General features: G+C 68.6%; 16 protein-coding genes. 8 read left to right on the forward strand and 8 right to left on the reverse strand.

The window, feature by feature from the left end:
• Positions 1–63: 63 nt before the first annotated feature.
• Entirely contained in the window at positions 64–699 is a 636-nt protein-coding gene (locus tag MLG87_RS10580) for a cysteine hydrolase family protein (protein ID WP_243295142.1), read from the reverse strand.
• Between the two features lie 105 nt (positions 700–804).
• Here MLG87_RS10580 and MLG87_RS10585 point away from each other — a divergent pair, with 105 nt between their 5' ends.
• The 4 genes from MLG87_RS10585 (at position 805) to MLG87_RS10600 (ending at position 8,559) form a co-directional block, all read left to right on the forward strand.
• A complete protein-coding gene (locus tag MLG87_RS10585) occupies positions 805–1,785 on the forward strand; it encodes a helix-turn-helix domain-containing protein (RefSeq protein ID WP_243295143.1) in 981 nt (326 codons plus the stop codon).
• Positions 1,786–1,833: 48 nt separating this feature from the next.
• Positions 1,834–3,852, forward strand: coding sequence for a molybdopterin oxidoreductase family protein (locus MLG87_RS10590; protein WP_243295144.1), 2,019 nt, complete (start codon positions 1,834–1,836; stop codon positions 3,850–3,852).
• 242 nt (positions 3,853–4,094) lie between these two features.
• The gene (gene gdhA / locus MLG87_RS10595) at positions 4,095–5,444 is read left to right on the forward strand and encodes an NADP-specific glutamate dehydrogenase (RefSeq protein ID WP_243287336.1); all 1,350 of its coding nucleotides are present in this window, start codon (positions 4,095–4,097) and stop codon (positions 5,442–5,444) included.
• Between the two features lie 100 nt (positions 5,445–5,544).
• A complete protein-coding gene (locus MLG87_RS10600; protein WP_243295145.1) occupies positions 5,545–8,559 on the forward strand; it encodes a PEP/pyruvate-binding domain-containing protein in 3,015 nt (1,004 codons plus the stop codon).
• A gap of 21 nt (positions 8,560–8,580) precedes the next feature.
• On the opposite strand, the gene MLG87_RS10605 is transcribed toward MLG87_RS10600, so the two are convergent.
• Positions 8,581–9,114 (reverse strand): DUF1579 domain-containing protein, encoded by a 534-nt coding sequence (locus MLG87_RS10605; protein ID WP_243295146.1) that lies wholly within the window; start codon positions 9,112–9,114, stop codon positions 8,581–8,583.
• Positions 9,115–9,195: 81 nt separating this feature from the next.
• Here MLG87_RS10605 and gmk point away from each other — a divergent pair, with 81 nt between their 5' ends.
• The 4 genes from gmk to MLG87_RS10625 all read left to right on the forward strand — a co-directional run bounded on the left by gmk (position 9,196) and on the right by MLG87_RS10625 (position 14,646).
• The gene (gmk, locus tag MLG87_RS10610; protein ID WP_243295147.1) at positions 9,196–9,810 is read left to right on the forward strand and encodes a guanylate kinase; all 615 of its coding nucleotides are present in this window, start codon (positions 9,196–9,198) and stop codon (positions 9,808–9,810) included.
• A 65-nt stretch (positions 9,811–9,875) separates the two neighbouring features.
• The gene (locus MLG87_RS10615; protein WP_243295148.1) at positions 9,876–11,456 is read left to right on the forward strand and encodes a S41 family peptidase; all 1,581 of its coding nucleotides are present in this window, start codon (positions 9,876–9,878) and stop codon (positions 11,454–11,456) included.
• A gap of 12 nt (positions 11,457–11,468) precedes the next feature.
• A complete protein-coding gene (locus tag MLG87_RS10620) occupies positions 11,469–12,626 on the forward strand; it encodes an acyl-CoA dehydrogenase (RefSeq protein WP_243295149.1) in 1,158 nt (385 codons plus the stop codon).
• A gap of 13 nt (positions 12,627–12,639) precedes the next feature.
• Entirely contained in the window at positions 12,640–14,646 is a 2,007-nt protein-coding gene (locus MLG87_RS10625; RefSeq protein ID WP_243295150.1) for a dipeptidyl-peptidase 5, read from the forward strand.
• A 45-nt stretch (positions 14,647–14,691) separates the two neighbouring features.
• Here the strand turns inward: MLG87_RS10625 and folK are convergent, their stop codons facing one another.
• The 6 genes from folK to MLG87_RS10655 form a co-directional block, all read right to left on the reverse strand.
• Positions 14,692–15,168, reverse strand: coding sequence for a 2-amino-4-hydroxy-6-hydroxymethyldihydropteridine diphosphokinase (gene folK, locus MLG87_RS10630; protein WP_243295151.1), 477 nt, complete (start codon positions 15,166–15,168; stop codon positions 14,692–14,694).
• A 76-nt stretch (positions 15,169–15,244) separates the two neighbouring features.
• Positions 15,245–15,658 carry a preQ(1) synthase gene (gene queF / locus MLG87_RS10635; protein ID WP_243295152.1) on the reverse strand — a complete coding sequence of 138 codons (414 nt, stop codon included), beginning with the start codon at positions 15,656–15,658 and terminating at the stop codon, positions 15,245–15,247.
• Positions 15,659–15,733: 75 nt separating this feature from the next.
• On the reverse strand, positions 15,734–17,251 hold the full coding sequence (locus tag MLG87_RS10640; protein WP_243295153.1) for a B12-binding domain-containing radical SAM protein: 1,518 nt from the start codon (positions 17,249–17,251) through the stop codon (positions 15,734–15,736).
• Between the two features lie 55 nt (positions 17,252–17,306).
• Positions 17,307–18,017, reverse strand: a complete 711-nt coding sequence (gene queC / locus MLG87_RS10645) for a 7-cyano-7-deazaguanine synthase QueC (protein ID WP_243295154.1) — start codon at positions 18,015–18,017, stop codon at positions 17,307–17,309.
• Complete coding sequence (locus tag MLG87_RS10650) at positions 18,010–18,729, reverse strand: lysophospholipid acyltransferase family protein (RefSeq protein WP_243295155.1); 720 nt, start codon at positions 18,727–18,729, stop codon at positions 18,010–18,012. The genes queC and MLG87_RS10650 overlap by 8 nt, the downstream gene beginning before the upstream one ends.
• Positions 18,726–19,550, reverse strand: coding sequence for an Hsp33 family molecular chaperone HslO (locus MLG87_RS10655; protein ID WP_243295156.1), 825 nt, complete (start codon positions 19,548–19,550; stop codon positions 18,726–18,728). The genes MLG87_RS10650 and MLG87_RS10655 overlap by 4 nt, the downstream gene beginning before the upstream one ends.
• Between the last annotated feature and the right edge of the window lie 2 nt (positions 19,551–19,552).

Genomic DNA, 19,552 nt, shown 5'->3' on the forward strand with positions numbered 1-19,552 from the left:
ATCCCGGCGCCAGGATACCCCCTTCACCCCGGGCGCACCTTCACTTCGGAGTCACTTCGGGCGTCACTTCGGGCGACAACCCCGGGCCCGCTGGTTGGAGTCGTAGATGGTGCCGCGGGCCGGTGCCGGCCCCTCGCCCCGAACGGCCGCCACCCAGGTGCGGGTGTCCGTGACCGCCGCGAAACGCGACTGGAGGACGACGCAGAAGGTCCGGTGGATCGTCTCGGCGCTGACCCTTCCCGCGGCGTTCTCGTAGGGCACCGAACCCGAGGCATCGGCCAGGAACTCCACCGCCAGCCCGGCGTGCATGGCGTGCTTGATGGTGGAGTCCACGCAGTTGTGGGTCATGTAGCCCACGACGGCGAGGGTGTCGATGCCCCGGGCCCCCAGCCACTCAGCGAGATCCGTCCCGGTGAAGGCGCTGGGAAGGGATTTCTCCAGGTAGTGGTCGGACGGGCGCGAACGCACCACCTCGTGGAGCTCCCAGGCGGGGCTGCCCTTGGCGAAGAGGGGCGCCCCGGCGGGCCCGTGGTTCTGGACGACGATCACCGGGATGCCCGCCTCCCGGGCGGCGTCCATGGCGGCGCCGATGTTCGCCAGGGACTCGGCGATGGGCGGGAACTCGATGGGGAGGTCGCCGGTGACGTACTCCTCCTGGACATCGATGACGATGAGGGCGCGGCGGGGGGAGGCGGGCATGAGCTTCTCCTTGAAGGGGCCGGCGGAACCGGGCTGCGCTCATGCTGGGCCCCGCGACGGGAACGAGAAAGTGGCCTGAATGACAATGTTCGATAAGATCAGGCCATGGCGTCTCTCCCGCTGGACCCCTTCACCCTGGCCGTGGTGGTGTTCGACCGGATCAGTCCGTTCCACCTCTCGGTGCCCTGCCTGGTCTTCGAGGACCGGCCGGACCTCGGCATCCCGCCCTACCGCCTCCGGATCTGCGGGGTGGAGGCCGGCCCCCTTCGCACCTCCGCCGGCTTCACCCTCCAGGCCCCCCATGGCGTGCGGGGCCTGGCCGGCGCCGGCACGATCATCGTCCCCAGCTGGCGGGATCCCCAGGAGCGCCCGCCCGAAGCCCTCCTCGCCGCCCTCCGGAAGGCCCATGCCCGGGGCGCGCGGGTGGTGGGCCTCTGCCTGGGCGCCTTCGTCCTGGCCGAGGCGGGCCTCCTGGATGGGCGCCGGGCCACCACCCACTGGAACTGGGCCGAAAGGTTCGCCCGGCAGTTCCCGCGGGTCCGGCTGAATCCGGGGGTTCTCTACGTCGACGAGGGGGACGTGGTGACCTCGGCGGGCACGGCCGCGGGCCTCGACTGCTGCCTCCACCTCCTCCGGTCCCAGTGCGGGGCCGAGGTCGCCAATGCGGTAGCCCGGCGCATGGTCGTGCAGCCCCACCGCCACGGAGGCCAGTCGCAGTTCATCGAGCAGCCCGTGGCGCCAGCGTCGGGGCGGGATCCCTTCACGGAGGCCCTGGCCTGGGCGGAGGGGCACCTGGATCACCCGCACACCGTGGACACCCTCGCGACACGCGCCCGCATGAGCCGGCGCACCTTCACCCGCCACTTCCGGCGGAAGACCGGCACCACCGTCTGGGCCTGGCTGCTCCAGCGCCGCCTCACCTTCGCGCAGCGGCTCCTCGAGACCACCGGGCACCCGGTGGAGCATGTGGCCGCCCTGGCCGGCTTCGGCTCGGCGGTCTCCCTCCGCCTGCACTTCCGCCAGATCCTGAAGACCTCGCCCACGGCCTACCGCCGGGCCTTCCAGGGCGACCCCCAGAGCGACTAGGAAGGAGCCGCGGCTGCGGCCATGATGGAACCCCCCGGGAGGTGTCCCATGCCCCGCACCAGCCACCGTTCCGTCTGCCCCTATGATTGCCCCGACGCCTGCGGCCTTGTGGTCGAGGTGGAGGACGGCCGCGCCGTGGCGGTGGCCGGCGATCCGGAACATCCGTTCACCCGGGGAGCCCTCTGCCCCAAGATGAACCGCTACCAGGACACGGTGCACCATCCGGAGCGCCTGACGACGCCCCTGCGCCGCACCGGCGCAAAGGGGGAGGGCACCTTTACACCCGTCTCCTGGGACGAGGCCATCGGGGAGATCACCGACCGCTGGCGACGGATCATCACCGCCCACGGCGCCGAAGCCATCCTGCCCTACTCGTACGCGGGCACCATGGGCCTGGTCCAGCGCAATGCCGGGCATGCCTTCTTCCACCGCCTGGGAGCCTCGAGGCTGGACCGAACCATCTGCTCTCCGGCCAAGAACGAGGGCTGGGCCCTGGTGATGGGCGGCACGCCCGCGCCGCACCCGGACGCCTGCGCCGCCAGCGACCTCATTCTGCTCTGGGGCATCAACGCCGCGGCCACCAACGTCCACGGCCTCCACGCCGTGCGCGAGGCCAAGCGGAAGGGCGCCCAGGTCTGGCTCATCGACACCTACGCCCACGCTACCGCGCCCCTGTGCGACCGCGTGGTGCTGGTGCGCCCGGGCACGGACGGCGCCCTGGCCCTGGGGATCCTCCACCTGCTGGACCGGATGAAGCTCTGCGACGAGGCTTTCCTGGCCGCCCACGTGCAGGGGGCCGACGAGCTGCGGGCGCGCATCCTGCCGGACTATCCGCCGGAGCGCGTGGAGGCGATCACGGGCGTGCCCGCGGCCACGGTCCGCGAGCTGGCGGAGACCTACGGCCGCGCTCGCGATCCGCACCTGCGCCCGGGCAACGGGATCTCGCGCTACGGCAACGGCGCCATGACCCTGCGCACCCTGGCCTGCCTGCCCGCCTTCGTGGGGGCCTACGCCAAGCCCGGCGGCGGCGCCTTCGCCTCCACCAGCACCGGGGGCATATTCCCCATGCGCCTCATCGAGCGCGAAGACCTGCTGCCCCGCCCCGTCCGCACCCTCAACATGAACCAGCTGGGCCGCGCCCTGAACGAGCTGCAGGACCCGCCGGTGGCCTCGCTCTATGTCTACCACTCGAACCCCGCCGTGGTGGCGCCGGACCAGAACGCCGTGCTGAAGGGCCTCGGCCGCGAGGACCTCTTCACCGTGGTGCACGAGCGGTTCATGACGGACACGGCCCTGTTCGCCGACCTCGTCCTGCCCGCCACCACCTCCCTGGAACACAGCGACCTCTACCGCGCCTTCGGACACTACGCCATCCAGCGGGCGCGGCCCGTGGTGCCGCCCGTGGGGGAGAGCCGCTCGAACCTCGAGGTGTTCCAGGCCCTGGCGCACGCCATGGGCTTCACGGAGGAAGTGTTCTCGCAATCCGCGGACGACCTCATCGACGCCCTCCTGGCCGAGCCCCATCCGTGGAAGGCGGGTGTGGACGCAGGCCGGTTCGCCGAGGGGTTCGCCGTGGAGCTGGACCCTCACCGGCAGGCGCTCCAGTTCGGCACGCCCAGCGGCAAGGTGGAAGTCCTCAACCCCCGCGACCCGGAACCCCTGCCCCGCTTCCTGCCGGCGCACAGCGCGGAGGATCCGCACCCGCTCCAGCTCGTCACGGCTCCAGCCGTGCAGGGGCTCAACTCCACCTTCCACGAGCGGGAGGACCTGCGGCGGCGCATGGGCCGGATGGCCCTCCGGGTGAACCCCGCGGAGGCCGCCAGCCGCGGCCTGGCGGACGGCGGCCCGGTGACCGCGTTCAACGACCTGGGCGAGGTGGCCTTCACCCTGGAGGTGACGGACAAGGTGCCCGTGGGCGTGGCGGTGGCGGAAGGGGTGTGGTGGCGTCGCGACGCTCCCGGCGACCGCACCGTGAACGCCCTGACCTCCCAGCGCCTCACGGACCGGGGCGGCGGCAGCACCTTCTACGACAACCGGGTAGACCTGCGGGCGGGCTGGCCTTTTTGACGAATCGTCAACAAAGCGCCCGATGCTCCCCGCACATAGCCCTCTTTTAGTGCTTCGCATCACCTCTTGATACTCCGCCCTCCCTCGAGGCAGCCCGTGCGGCTAGAGTCATGTCGTCCTGTTTTTGCCCCTGCATCGCGCCGCGGACGCCTCGGGACGGCCCCGCGGGATCTCAGCACGAATGCTTTTCCCGGCCGGAGCCCCGGTTCCGCCTCCACACCCCCTTCCTTCCCGGAGGAACCATGAGCCAGTACGTCAATGAAGTCCTTGAGGGCCTCAAGAAGAAGGCCCCCTGGGAAAGCCTGTTCATCCAGGCCGCCACCGAAATCCTCCACTCCCTGGCGCCGGTCCTTGAGAAGGAGCCCAAGTACAAGAAGAACGCCATCCTGGAGCGGCTGATCGAACCCGAGCGCGCCATCGGCTTCCGCGTGCCCTGGGTGGACGACAAGGGCCAGATCCGCGTCAATCCGGGCTGGCGCGTGCAGTTCAGCAGCGCCATCGGGCCCTACAAGGGCGGCATCCGCTTCCATCCCAACGTCACCCTCGACACCCTGAAGTTCCTGGGCTTCGAGCAGATCTTCAAGAACAGCCTGACGGGCCTGCCCATGGGCGGCGGCAAGGGCGGCTCCAACTTCGACCCCAACGGCAAGTCCGACGCCGAGGTGATGCGCTTCTGCCAGTCCTTCATGATGGAGCTCTTCCGCCACATCGGCGCCGACACGGACGTGCCGGCCGGTGACATCGGCGTGGGCGGCCGCGAGGTCGGCTACATGTTCGGCATGTACAAGAAGCTGCGGAACGAGTTCACCGGCGTACTCACGGGCAAGGGCCAGTACTGGGGCGGCAGCCTCATCCGTCCCGAAGCCACGGGCTACGGCGTGGTCTACTTCGCCGAAGAGGCGCTGAAGACCAAGGGCGAGTCCATCGGCGGGAAGAAGGTGGCCGTGTCCGGCTTCGGCAACGTCGCCTGGGGCGCCGTCACCAAGGCCACCCAGCTGGGCGCCAAGGTCGTCACCATCTCCGGACCCGACGGCTACATCTACGATCCCGACGGCATCTCCGGCGAGAAGATCGAGTACATGACCGAGATGCTGCGCATCGACCGCATGTCCGTGGCCCCCTACGCCCAGAAGTTCAAGACGGCCCAGTTCCACGCCGGCAAGCGTCCCTGGGAGCAGAAGGTGGACGTGGCCCTGCCCTGCGCCATCCAGAACGAGCTGAACCTCGACGAGGCCAAGAACCTGATGGCCAACGGCTGCATGGCCGTCATCGAGGGCGCCAACATGCCCAGCACCTTGGACGCCGTCGAGTTCTTCCAGGCCAACACCGGCAAGATCCTCTTCTCCCCCGGCAAGGCCTCCAACGCCGGCGGCGTGGCCACCTCGGGCCTGGAGATGAGCCAGAACTCCATGCGCCTGGGCTGGACCGCCGAGGAAGTGGACGCCCGCCTGCACCAGATCATGATCAACATCCACAAGTCCTGCGCCGACGCGGCCGCCCGCTTCGGCACCCCCGGCAACTACGTGAACGGCGCCAACATCGCCGGCTTCATCAAGGTGGCCGACTCCATGATCGACCAGGGCCTGGTGTAGCCGCTTTCTGCTTTGCAACAAGGCACAAAAAGGGGGGCCGTCCGCGGCCCCCCTTTTTGTGCCCGGACCAGTAAACTGCGGTGGAACCGAGGCCCCTCAGATGATCAGTCGCGACTTCAACGAGATCTTCCACAAGTACGCGACGGACAAGGAGATCTTCCACGAGCTCATGCCCCTGCGCACCCGGGAGATCCTCCTGGTGGCCCCGGCCTTCGACGCCTTCACGCTGGAGCAGGACGGCCTGCTGACCGAGATCCTCTTCGACGGCTACTACCAGCTCAACATGAGCAACCCGCCCCGGGTGACCAACGTGTCCACGGTGGACGAGGCCCTGGACCGCTGCGCCAGCCGCCACTTCGACATCATCATCGTCATGAGCCGCCTGGGCCAGGGCGGACACGTGGAGCTGTCCCGCGCCCTGCGCAAGGCCGCGCCGCGGATCCCCATCTACCTGCTGCTCAACGACAACGTGGAAGTGGGCGTCATGGACCGCCGGCGCCAGGAGCTGCTGCGCCACTACGATCAGATCTTCGTGTGGAACGGGAACCCCGAGATCTTCATGGCCATGGTGAAGTTCATGGAGGACCGGGCCAACGTCCTCAACGACACCAAGGTGGGCCTCACCCGCGTGATCCTCCTGGTGGAGGACAGCATCCGCTACTACTCGCGGTACCTGCCCATCCTCTACAGCGAGATCCTCAAGCAGACCACGCGCCTGGCCAAGGAGCAGAACATGGACCGCATGACGCGCACGCTGTCCATGCGCGTCCGCCCCAAGGTGATCCTGGCCACCTCGTACGAGGAGGCCATGGCCTTCTGCGACCAGTTCCAGGACTGCCTGCTCTGCGTCATCTCGGACCGCAAGTTCCCCAAGGATGGCACCCTCGACCGCGAGGCCGGCATCAAGCTCATCCGCGCCCTGAAGGAGCGGATCCCGGACCTGCCGACCCTGCTCCAGTCCTCGGATCCCCTGAAGGAATCCTGGGCCACGGCCCTGGGCAGCGGCTTCCTCAACAAGAACTCGTTCACCCTGGGTGCGGAGCTCTCGAGCTTCTTCTACGAACGCCTGGGCTTCGGCGACTTCATCTTCCGGAACCAGGCCGGCGAGGAGATCGCCCGGGCCACGGACATGGAGGACCTGCGGGAGAAGCTGCGCACCGTGCCGGCCGAATCCCTGGTCTACCACGCCCTGCGCAACCACTTCTCCTCCTGGATCATGGCCCGCGGCGAGGTCCAGGTCGCCAAGGTCCTGGCCCGCTTCCGCATCTCCGACTACCGGGACCCGGAGGACATGCGGACCTTCCTCATCGACGTGGGCGACTACGTGCAGCGCATGCGGACCCTGGGCAAGGTGATCCCCCTCACGGAATCCACGCCCCGGGACGAGCCCAACATCCTCCGCCTGGGCTCCGGCTCCATGGGCGGCAAGGCGCGGGGCGTGGCCTTCACCCACTCCCTGCTCTCCCGGCTGGACCTGGAGAGCCTGATCCCCGGCGCGAACATCCGGATCCCGCGCTCCGCCATCATCGGCACGGAGGAATTCACCGGCTTCATCCACCGGAACGGCCTGAGGCAGATGGTCCAGAGCGACGCCGACGACGACGCCATCAAGCGGCGCTTCCTCATGGGCTCGCTGTCGCCGGAGCTGATCGCCAAGCTGCGGCTCTTCCTCACCAAGCATGCCAAGGTGCCCCTGGCCGTGCGCTCCTCGGGCCTGCTGGAGGACAGCCTCTCCCATCCCTTCGCGGGCCTCTACAGCACCTTCTTCCTGCCCAACAACGACGCCGATCCCGCCGTCCGCGAGGTCCAGCTCATGGAGGCCATCAAGCTGGTCTACGCCTCGGTCTACTCGAAGGCCTCCCGCGCCTACTTCCAGGCCATCGACTACAAGATCGAGGAAGAGCAGATGGCCATCCTCATCCAGGAGGTCTCGGGGCGCCGCTTCGGCAGCCGCTTCTACCCCCACATCTCCGGCGTGGCCCAGTCCTTCAACTACTATCCCGTGGCCTATACGCTGCCGCAGGACGGCATCGCCAGCATCGCCGTGGGGCTGGGCAAGTACGTGGTGGAGGGCGAGAAGGCCTACTGCTTCGCGCCGCCCTACCCCGAGATGGACATGCTGCCCCCCAGGGAGCAGCTGCGCACCACCCAGAAGCGCTTCTACGCCCTGGACATGAGCCGAACCTCCGTGGACCTCTACGCCGGGGAGGACGCCACCCTGCTCAGCCTCGACATCCAGGAGGCGGAGGCGGATGGGGCCCTGCAGCACTGCGCCTCCGTCTGGGACTGGAACGACGATCGCATCCAGGATGGCCTTGACCGCCCGGGGCCCCGCATCGTGAACTTCCGGAACATCCTCAAGTACGACCAGTTCCCCCTGGCCCCGATCCTCCAGCGGCTGCTGGAGCTGATCCGCGGGGCCATGGAGACGCCCGTGGAGCTCGAGTTCGCCGTGAACCTCGACCCCGATCCCCACAACGGCAAGCCCACCTTCACCCTCCTCCAGATCAAGCACCAGCTCATGGAGACGGGGGACGTGAACCTGTCCTCGGCGGACCTCGATCCGGCCGACCTCTTCCTCTTCTCCGAGAAGTGCGTGGGGAACGGCATCGTGGAGGGCCTGCGGGACGTCGTGTGGGTGGACCCCGGGGGCTTCGACAAGTTCGAGACGCCCGCCCTGGCGGCGGAGATCGAGAAGCTCAATGACCGCTTCCGCGCCGAGGGCGGGAAGTACGTCCTGCTGGGCCCCGGGCGCTGGGGCAGCAACGACCGCCACCTGGGCATCCCCATCGTGTGGTCCATGATCTCCTGCGCCCAGGTCATCGTGGAGTACGCCATGGAGAACTTCCAGGCGGACGCCTCCCTGGGTTCGCACTTCTTCCACAACGTGACGTCCCTGAACATCGGCTACTTCACGGTGCCCTACCCCCGGGGCACGAGCCTGCTCGACTGGGGCTGGCTGCGCCGGCAGCCGGAGGTCTGGCGCTCGGGCTGCCTGGTGCACACGCGGCTGGACGAGCCCGTCCACATCGTCATGGACGGCCGGCGCAGCGCCTCGGCCATCTTCAAGCGCGCGCCGGAGCCCGTGCCCGAGGAGCCGGAGGAGTTCCAGTAGCAACGTCGAGGAGCGTCGCGCCTACTTCGCCCGGGTGTATTCCATCTCCATGAGCTTCACGAAGGCGCCGTCCTTGCCCTTCACGAACATCGACGCGAAGCGGTGGTCGTGGTCCGGCTGGGTGTGGACCTCCTTGAAGGAGAGGGGCTTCCCCGCCTCGTCATGGCCCTCGAAGAAGAGGGTCATCTCCCGGCAGTCGTTCGTGCAGGTCCCCTTGGACACCGCCATCCAGGTGCCGCCGTTGTCCACCCAGGCGCCCACGTGGGCCTTCTGGAGGGTGTCGTAGCCGAAGAGGCCATGCCCCTCGAAGGCCTGGCCCATCATCTCGGCGTGCATCTCGGACTTCAGCCACAGCCCGCCCGACACGAGCGTGTTGGTCTCCGTCCCCTTGGACACCACGGGCGGCTTGGACGGGTCCATGTACATCTTCGCCACGGCGATCCAGGTGCCGGCCTGCTCCTTCATGGCCAGGTGATGGGCCGTGGGCTTGGGAAGGGGGCTTTCCTGGGCGGACAGGGCCAGGACACAGCCGAGGGAGAGAATCAGGGCGCGCATGGGACCTCCAGACGCCCATGCTACCCCCGCCGGAACCCGGCGCCAGCCCGGCTTCCGCTAAAGTGGGAGGAGGAGGGGCCCTTGACCCAGCATCCCGGCAACGTGTTCGTGGTCTCCGCGCCGTCGGGCGCGGGCAAGTCCACGCTGACCCAGCGGCTGGTGCAGAGCGTCCCGGACCTGATCTTCTCCATCTCGTTCACCACGCGGAAACCCCGCCCCGGCGAGGTGGACGGCCGCGATTACTTCTTCATCGACGAGGCCCGGTTCGATGCCATGGTGGCGGAGGGCGGCTTCGTGGAGTGGGTGCAGGTCTACGGCCACCGGTACGGCACAGGCCGCGCCTGGCTGGAGGACGTGCTGGGCACGGGGCGCGACGTGCTGCTCGACATCGAGACCACCGGTGCCCTGAACGTGCGCCAGACCATGCCCGAAGCCCGGATGATCTTCATCCTGCCCCCCTCCGCCGCCTCCCTGGAGCAGCGGCTGCGCAGCCGGGGCAAGGACTCGGACGAGCAGATCCGCATCCGCATGGAGCATGCCCGCCACGAGCTGGAGCTGTATCCCGCCTACGACTACCTGATCCTCAATGACGACCTTGAACTCGCCTACCGGCAGTTCGAGGGCATCGTCCACGCCACCCGGGCCAGCCGGGAGCGCATGGCTCCCACGGCCCGGCGGATCCTCGAGGGGTTCTGATAAAACCGCGCTTCGCCCACCCTGTAGGCGGGGCGTATCCTGGAGGGACACTCCCCGGGAGCCTCATGGCCCGTTTCATCACGCGCAATTGGATGTGGATGGTGGTGGCCGCCACGGTCGCCGTGGCGGGGCCCCTGCTGGCCCGATCCGGCGCCGAGGGCGCCCGCCAGCGGGGCCTGGACACCCTCACCGAGGTCATGGACCTGGTGCAGAAGCAGAGCCCCGAGCCGCCCACCCCCCGCCAGATCACCCACGCCACCATCCAGGGCATGCTCCACACCCTGGACCCCCACTCGAACTACATGGACGAGAGCGAGTTCCGCCTGCTCCGCGAGGAACAGAAGGGCTCCTTCTTCGGCATCGGCGCCATCATCCAGCAGCACGACCAGGGCATCGCCATCATCAGCCCCATGAAGGGCGGCCCGGCCGAGCGCCTGGGCGTCCGGTCCGGCGACATCATCAAGGAGATCGACGGCACGAACACCGAGGGCATGACCTCCAACGCAGCCCTCCAGAAGCTGCGCGGCGAGAAGGGCACCCTGGTGGAGATCGCCGTGCAGCGCTCGGGCATCGCCGACCTGCTGCGCTTCTCCATCCCCCGCGCCGAGGTCCCCACCAACAGCGTCTACTACAGCTTCATGCTGAATCCCACGACGGGCTTCATCCTCATCAAGGACTTCGGCGAAACCACCTCGGACGAGTTCGAGAAGGCTGTGGCCACCCTCAAGAAGCAGGGCATGAAGCAGCTCATCCTCGACCTCCGCGGCAACGGCGGCGGCGTCCTGGATTCGGCCATCGGGATCTGCCGCCAGCTCCTGGGCCCCGACCAGCTCATCGTGAGCCAGAAGGGCCGGGACGGCCGGGACGAGAACCAGACCCGCACCAGCAAGGGCGCCCAGCTCGACCCCTTCCCCCTGGTGGTCCTCATCAACCGCGGCTCGGCCAGCGCCAGCGAGATCGTCACCGGGGCCGTCCAGGACCACGACCGCGGGGTCGTCGTCGGCCAGACCAGCTGGGGCAAGGGCCTCGTCCAGAGCGTGCTGCCCATCAACCGCTCCCGGGGCCTGGCCCTGACCACCGCCCGCTACTACACCCCCTCGGGCCGCAGCATCCAGCGGGACTACACCCACGGCCTGGACGACTACTACAACCCCGAGGACGAGAAGGACCCCAAGCCCCAGGGTCCGGCCTTCAAGACCGACCTGGGCCGCACGGTCTACGGCGGGGGCGGTATCAATCCGGACTATCCCATGCCCCTCGTCCGCCTCGATGAGTTCATGATCAACCTCCGCTTCCGCTACTCCGCCTTCTTCCGGTATGCGGTGCAGGAGAAGGAGCGCTTCGGCATCCGGCCCGGCGAGCGCGCCGATGATGCCGTGATGGCGCGGTTCCGCGCCTGGGCCCAGGAGCAGAAGCTCACCATCAGCGACAAGGACTGGGAGACCCACCTGGAGGCCATGCGGGAGCAGCTCTCCATCGAGATGCAGAACGTCGCCTTCGGCGTGGAGGCCGGCTTCAAGCTCCAGTGCGAGAAGGATCCGGTGATCCTCAAGGGCCTGGAGGTGATGCCAGAGGCCGAGACCCTGCTCCGCAAGAAGCAGCTCCTGAGCCGCGCCCCCGCTCCCAGCACAGCCACCCTCCGCTGAATCGAGGCCCCCATGGATGTCACGCTCCCCGAGCACGTCGAAGCCCTGCGCCAGGAAGTACGCCGGTTCGCCGAAAAGGAGATCCGCCCGCACGTCATGGCCTGGGACGAGACCAAGACCTTCCCCATGGAGGTGGTGAAGCAGCTGGGCGAGATGGGCATGATGGGTGTCATCTTCCCCGAGGAGTACGGCGGCGCCGGCATGGGCTACCAGGAATACGCGGTGGTGGTGGAGGAGCTCTCCCGGGTGGACGGCTCCGTGGGCATCACCGTGGCCGCCCACAACAGCCTCTGCAGCAACCACATCTACGCCATGGGCGACGAGCGCCAGAAGCAGGCCTACCTGAAGCCCCTGGCCAGCGGCAAGGCCATCGGCGCCTGGGGCCTCACGGAGCCGGGGTCGGGCAGCGACGCGGGCTCCCTGCGCACCTCCGCGAAGAAGGAGGGCTCCCACTACGTGCTGAACGGCACCAAGACCTTCATCACCCACGGCACCGTGGGCGACATCTTCGTGGTCATGGCGCGCACCCGGCCCTCCCTTCCGGGCCGCAGCAGCGCCGACGGCATCAGCGCCTTCGTGCTCGAGAAGGGCATGAACGGCTTCCGGGCCGGCAAGCAGGAGAACAAGCTGGGCCTCCGCGCCAGCGACACCTCCGAGCTCATCCTGGAGGACGTGAAGGTGCCCGAGGCCAACCTCCTGGGCGAGGAGGGCGTGGGCTTCAAGCAGGCCATGAAGACCCTCGACGGCGGCCGCATCAGCATCGGGGCCCTGGGCCTCGGCATGGCCCAGGGCGCCTTCGAGGAGGCCCTCCGCTACAGCAAGATCCGCCACACCTTCGGCCGGCCCCTGGCGGATCACCAGGGCATCCAGTTCAAGCTGGCGGACATGGGCACGGAGATCGAGGCCGCCCGCCTGCTCATCTACCGCGCCGCGGGCCTGAAGGACCAGGGCCTTCCCTACGCCAAGGCCGCCAGCATGGCCAAGCTCTACAGCTCGGAGGTGGCCTGCCGCGTGGCGGACCAGGCCGTGCAGATCCTCGGCGGCTACGGCTACATCAAGGACTACCCGGTGGAGAAGTACTACCGGGACGTGAAGCTCTGCACCATCGGTGAAGGTACCAGCGAGATCCAGCGCACCGTCATCGCCCGCCACCTCCTCTCTGAATACTGATCGCGGAGTCCCCATGAAGGCCCAGATCCTCCTCCTCGCCGCAGGTCTGCCCCTGCTCGCCGCCCGTCCCCTCCAGGTGGACGACCTGTTCAAGGTCAAGCGCGTCACCGATCCTCAGCTCTCGGCCACGGGAGCCCTGGCCTACCAGGTGGGCGCCCCGGACATCACCGCCAACAAGACCACCACCCACGTCTGGTACAAGCCCGCCGGCGGCGAGGCGAAGGCCCTGGACCTGGGCGCCGGCAGCCAGACCCGGCCCCGCTTCAGCCCGGACGGGAAGAAGCTGGCCTACCAGTCCGGCGGCCAGATCTGGATCGTGGACCTCGGCACTCATGAGAAGCACCAGCTCACGAAGCTGAGCGGCGGCGCCGAAGGCCAGGTGTGGAGCCCGGACGGCAAGTGGATCGCCTTCCTCTCCACCACCGTGCCTTCGGGGAGCGAGGCCGAGAACGTGGCCTTCCTGAAGCGCCAGGAGGAGAGCAAGGTCAAGGCCCGCGTCATCACCCACCTCATGTACCGGCACTGGAACGAGTGGAAGGACGACCAGCAGGTGAGCCACCTCTTCGTGGTGCCCGCCGACGGCAGTGCCGCACCTCGGGACCTGACGGCCGGCCTCGCCACGGACGTACCCAACTTCGCCGACGTGGCGGCCGGGGACGGCTTCGACTGGGCCCCCGACAGCAAGGCCCTGGCCTTCGAGACCCACCCCGAGCAGACCAAGGCCACCAGCACCAACGGCGAGATCTACGAGGTGGCCCTCTCCGGCGGCCCCGCCATGAAGCTCTCCGACAACCCGGCCATGGACACCACGCCCCGCTACTCGCCGGACGGCAAGGCCCTCGCCTGGCGCGCCCAGCGCCGGCCGGGCTTCGAATCCGACAAGTTCGAGCTGTGGGTGTTCGATCGCACGGCCGGAAAGGTCGTGCGCACCACCCAGGCCTTCGACCAGAGCTTCGGCGACTTCCAGTGGCAGGGCCAGGACCTGGTGGCCGTCAGCGACCAGCAGGGCCACGCGGACCTCTTCCGCTGGAACGACCAGGGCCTCCAGCGCCTCAGCAAGGGCCTGCACGTCGAGGGCTTCGCGCTGGCGAAAGATCACGCCGTGCTGGTCTCCACCAGCCTCAGCACACCCCAGGACCTCTACACCCTGGACCTGAAGACCGGCAAGGTGGCTCGCGCCACGCACCATAATGAGGCCCTGGCCAAAGAGCTGGGCCTCAACCCCGGCGAGGACCTCTGGGTGGACACTGTGCCCGTGCAGGGTAAACCCACCAAGGCCCACGCCTTCGTGGTGAAGCCCGTGGGCTACGACCCGGCCAAGACCTACCCCGTCGCCTTCGTCATCCACGGCGGCCCCCAGGGTGCCTGGGCCGACAGCTGGCACCCCCGCTGGAACGCCCAGGCCTGGGCCGGCCGCGGCTTCATCACCGTGCTGCCCAACCCCCGCGGGTCGACGGGCTTCGGCCAGGCCTACACGGACGCCATCAGCGGCGACTGGAACGGCGCCGTCATGACCGACCTCATGAATACCCTGGACGCCGTGCTCAAGCAGTTCCCCAACGCCGATCCCAAGCGCGTGGTGGCCTGCGGCGGCAGCTACGGCGGCTACGCCACCAACTGGCTGGCCGGGCACCAGGCGGACCGCTTCGCCGCCTTCGTGACCCACGCCGGCATCTTCAACACCGAGAGCATGCAGGTGGGCAGCGAGGAACTGTGGTTCCCCCGCTGGGAGTTCAAGGGCTGGCCCTGGGAGAGCGCCGAAACCAAGGCCCGCTGGCAGTCCCAGAGCCCCAGCAGCGCCGCCGCCCAGTTCAAGAAGCCCATGCTCGTCGTCCATGGCGAGCTGGACTACCGCGTGCCCGTGGGCGAGGCCTTCCAGCTCTTCAACACCCTGCAGCTCCGGGGCATCCCCAGCGAGCTGCTCTACTTCCCCGACGAGTTCCACTTCGTCCTCAAGCCCCAGAACAGCAAGCTCTGGTACGAGACCGTCCTCGGCTGGTGCGAGCGCTGGACGAAGTAGGCCGCCCCGACCCCCCTGATAAGCCCCCGCACTCCGGGGGCTTTTTCAGGCGCGGCCTTGGGGAATCATGCCGCCGCACGCCCCTGGATCGGACAGGGCTCGCCAGGGTTCCAGGACGAAGGGGCGGCTGAAGGCGCGGGGGTGGGGCAGCTCCAGGGTCAGCTCGGGCCCGAGGGCGCGCAGGTCCGCCGGACTCTCCCAGGTCCAGGAACCTGGCGGGCCGTCCGTGGTGATGAGGTCCAGGTCCAGAGTGCGGGGCGCGTTCTTCCCTGTGCTGCGGTCGCGGCCGTTCGCCAGCTCCAGGCGCAGCAGCGACTCCAGCAGGCGCCGCGGATCGGCCTCCTCCGTCACCAGGATGGCCACGGTGTTGAGGTAGGCGGGCCCCCGGCCGGACTCGTCCGGTGTCTCCATCACCAGGGGCGAGGGCAGCACCGCGCCCAGCGAGCGCAGGGCCGCCAGCCCGGCATCCAGGTGCGCCCGGCGGTCGCCGAGGTTCGAGCCGAGGGCGATGACGGCCTTCATGGGAACCGCGAAACCACGCAAAAGGGCGCGAAAGCAAGACACGCCCTTTTCGCATCATTTCGCGTCTTTCGCGGTTTCATTGCTTCTTCCCGTGCTCCGCGACCACCAACGTGCGGATGCCGCCGCGGATGAGGAAGTCGCCTTCCACGCGCATCCACTGGGGCTTCGTGGCCTTCACCAGGTCGTCGAGGATCTGGTTGGTGACGGCCTCGTGGAAGGCACCCTTGTCGCGGAAGCTCCAGAGGTAGAGCTTGAGCGACTTGGACTCCACGCAGAGCTGGTCCGGCTGGTAGAGGATCCGCAGCTTGGCGAAGTCCGGCTGGCCCGTCAGCGGACAGAGGCACGTGAACTCCTCCGTCTCGAAGGTGATGGTGAACGGCCGCCCCGGCCGCGGGCTCGCAAACGTATCGAGCTCCCCCGTGGGGCGCGTGACGACGAATTGGGGCAGCGGATCGGGGAGTGACGCCTGGGGGGTTTTACGAGTGGCCATGGTCCATCCAGCAGAAGAAGGGTGAGGCAGATGCCGAAACCACCCATTGTCCCAAAAAACCCTGCCAACCCTCCCTCAAGAAGGCATGCCATGGCCAAGGGGCCTGGGCACCAGCCCCACCGGCTGGCGGGGGTGCCGGTCATAGGCCGTCGCGCCGCCGGAGGCCTTGGAGGTGAAGTAGCGCTTGGCGGCCCACACCCTCGGCAGGTGGCGGAGCAGATGCCAGAGGCTCCACCGGTGTTCCCAGACCCGGCGGCCGAACCGGCGCTGGTAGGCCTTGCTCTTGTAGAACCGCTCGATGTGGGCGTTGTACAGGGTGTCCATCTGCTCCCGCGATTCGAAGCCCTTCGGAAGGAACACCGGATTGACGCAGTTCAGCAGCCGCCAATCCTCGATGAACTCGCCCTCGGTGCCCGCCACGCATTCGGCCCAGAGGGGCGCGCCGTGGAGGGGGCTGAACTTGGTGAGGTTCATGTCGTCCAGGTCCAGCGACAGGATGAAATCGCTGGTGCGCTGAAAGGTCTCCGGCGTCTCCCCGGGAAGGCCGAAGATGAACAGCCCCTTGGCCCTGAGGCCCGCGGCGTGGACCTTCTCCACCGTGGCGCGCACGGCCTCCAGCGTCACGCCCGCCTTGTGCCGCGCCATCAGACCGGGGTCCGCGCTCTCCACACCGAAGCTCACCATGACGCAGCCGGCCCGCTTCAGCAGGCGGAGCAGGTCGTCCGAGGTATGCCCGGTCCGGATGATGCAGTTGAACTCCATGCCGAGGGGTTCATCGATGAGGCGCTGGCACAGCTCGGTGATACGGCCCTGGTGGGCCGTGAAGAGGTCATCGTAGAAATTGACGTGATGGACGCCGAAATGGTCCCGCAGGTGCTTCATGTGGGCATGGATGTAGGCCGGGCTGTTGTATCGGTACTGGTGCTCGAAGACCGTCCTGTCGCAGAAGGAGCAGGTGTAGGGGCAGCCCCGCGAGGTGATCATCGAGGCGCCATGCCGCTGCCGGTAGCTGAAGAGGGGCAGGTGGTAGCCCTTGGGAAATCCGGCCAGCTTCTCGTAGGCGGGGAACGGAAGGTCATCCAGATCCATGAGCCGCGGGCGACGCGGATTGGAGACGATGCGGGTTCCGTCGCGCCACACCAGATTGGGGATGGCGGCAGGGGCCCTGCCCTCCGCCAGGTCCAGGAGCGGGCCCTCGCCCTCGCCCACGCACAGGAAGTCCAGCTCGGGAAAGCATCCCAGGAGCGGCGCCCCCAGGCTCGAGGCGAGCACATTGCCCACCACGATGCGGAGCCCGGGCCGGGCCGCCTTCAGCCGGGCCGCCAGGTCCACCGCATCCATGAATCCCGAGGTGGTGGCGGAGAACCCCACCAGGTCCGGCTCCGTGCCCAGGATCTCGGCCACCCGGGCCTCCAGGGAGGCCGGGGCCAGGGGGCCGAGGCAGTCGTAGACGGCCGTGGCATGCCCGTGCCGTTCCAGCCAGGCGGCCAGCGACAGGATGCCGAGCGGCGCCATCCGGTTGGCCAGCACCGAGAAGTCCGGTTGTCCGGGAATGAAGTTGAACCCCGAAGGGTGGACCAGGGTGACTCGCATGGACCGCCTGGAAGGAAGGACGCTCCCGTGTCCCATATCACGGCTGGGCGACGTTCTAGACGATACCACCGGGCCTCAGGCCTTCCGGGATGAAGGCGTACGGGATGGGATCCGCCAGCCCCGCCTCCTTGAACCCTCGCAGCCGCAGGTGGCAGGAGTCGCAGTGGCCGCAGGCCTCCGCCTCGCCCTGGTAGCAGGACCAGCTGAGGTGCAGGGGCGCGCCCAGTTCGCGGCCCTTCCGCACGATCTCCGATTTCCGGAGGTGGATGAGGGGAGCGTGGAAGGTGAGCTTCGTCTCGGGTTTCGTGCCCAGGTTGGCGGTCTGCTCGAAGCTCCTCAGGAAGGCCTCGCGGCAGTCGGGGTAGCCGCTGCTGTCCTCCTCCACGAAGCCCACGAAGATGGCCGTGGCGCCCAGCACCTCGGCCCAGCTCACGCAGGTGGCCAGCAGGTGGGCGTTGCGAAAGGGCACGTAGCTGACGGGCACGCCCTGGCGCTCCGGATCGCCCTCGGGGAGGGCGATGGAGGCATCCGTGAGCGCCGAGCCGCCGATGGCCTTGAGGGTGTCGAAGCCGATGATGAGGCGCCGTGATTCGGGCACGCCGTAGAAGCCCGCGATGTCGCGGAAGGCCTGCTTCTCGCGCGCCTGGGTGCGCTGGCCGTAGTCCGCGTGGAGCAGGGCCAGCTCGAAGCCCTGGGCCTTCGCGATGGCGGCGGTGACGCAGGAGTCCATGCCGCCGGAGAGGGAGACGACGGCGAGTTCAGCCACGGGAGAAGCCCTCCGCCCACGCTTCCAGCTCATCCATGTCGCGCTGGAGCCGCACGGCTTCAGCGCCATCGTCCGCCTTCGGCGGAACCTGGTAGGGGGCTCCGTACTTGACCACGCAGGTGGCGAACGGATAAGGAATCACCATGCGGTCCCAGGTCTTCAGCTCAAAGCTGTGGTCGTAGGTGAGGCTCACGGGGATGATCCAGGCGCCGGTCTTGCGGGCCAGGGCGACGGTGCCGGGCTTTAACTGCATAAGGGGTCCGCGGGGGCCGTCGGGGGTGATGCCGAAGTCCCAGCCCTGCTTCACGGCCTGGATCATGCGCACCAAGGCCTTGGCGCCGTCCTCGCTCGCGGTGCCCCGCACGGCGTGGATGCCGAACCAGCGCCAGGTGGCGGCGCTGCGCTCGCCGTCCTTGCTGTCGCTGGAGAGGATGGCCACGCCCCGCGTCTCACCCTGGGCGTTCCGCCGGTGGAAGGGGTACGAGAGGGGCATCATGAAGAGGCGGCGGTGCCAGAAGGCCAGGATGATGCGCTGGTCCCGGTCCACGAGATCCTCGACGGGACCGAATCCCTCGCGGCGCACCCGCAGGGTGTAGGACCAGAGCTTGGTGAGGCCGGCCACCAGGAAGGGCACCACCCGGAAATTCAGCCACACGGAGAGGGGCGAACCCAGGGGACGGCCCCGTTCAGCGATGGCCACGCGGGTCTTCATGGCAGCAGGTCCTCACGGGTGATGGGGTACATCGTCCCGCAGTAGTCGCAGCGGACCTCCAGGGCCCCGGGCTCCTTGAAGAGGTCCTCCTTCTGGTCCTCGGGGAAGCGGCGCAGGGTCTCCAGCAGGGCCTCGCGGGTGCAGCGGCAGCGGTAGAAGAGGTCCGTGGCGGCCAGCTCGTCGGCACCTTCGCCCTGGGACACCCAGGCGGCCAGGAAGTCCGGCGTGCGGTCCCAGAGGGGCACCACCTCCAGGCCTTCGATGGCCTGGACGAGTCGCGCGAGGCGCTCCGGCGGGCAGTCCGGCAGGGGCTCCACCAGCAGGCCCCCGGCCTCGCCCGTGCCCGCGTCGCACCAGAGGGTGAGGCTGGCCTGGATCTGCTCCGACTGCTGGAGGTAGTGCTCCACCTGCACCTGGATGCCGCCCTCCACCACGGGGAGATGACCCACGTAGGGCTGGCCCGTGGCGTTGGAGCGCATCACCTGGAAGACGCCGGGGCCCTGAATCCACGCCGCGACGTCCTCGGGCCCGGGATCGAGTACGCCCCGGATGGTGCCATCGGGCCAGCTGTCCGAGACCACGGCCTTGGCCCGGCCGGATCCCTTCACGAGCAGCTGCAGGCGTTCGGCGAAGAACGTGCGGCTCTGGAGCAGGGCGGTGGACGTGAGCAGCTCCGTGAGGCAGCCGCAGGCCGCGGGCTCCAGGTGCGGATGCCCCCGCCGGACGCCGTCCCACAGGGGGCTGGCGTCCATGGAGGACAGGCGGATGTGGCGGTCCCGGGTGAGGGACTTGACCACGCGGGCCTTGGGAACCTCTGCCATCG

The organism is Geothrix mesophila (assembly GCF_022808835.1).
GTDB lineage: Bacteria > Acidobacteriota > Holophagae > Holophagales > Holophagaceae > Geothrix > Geothrix paludis.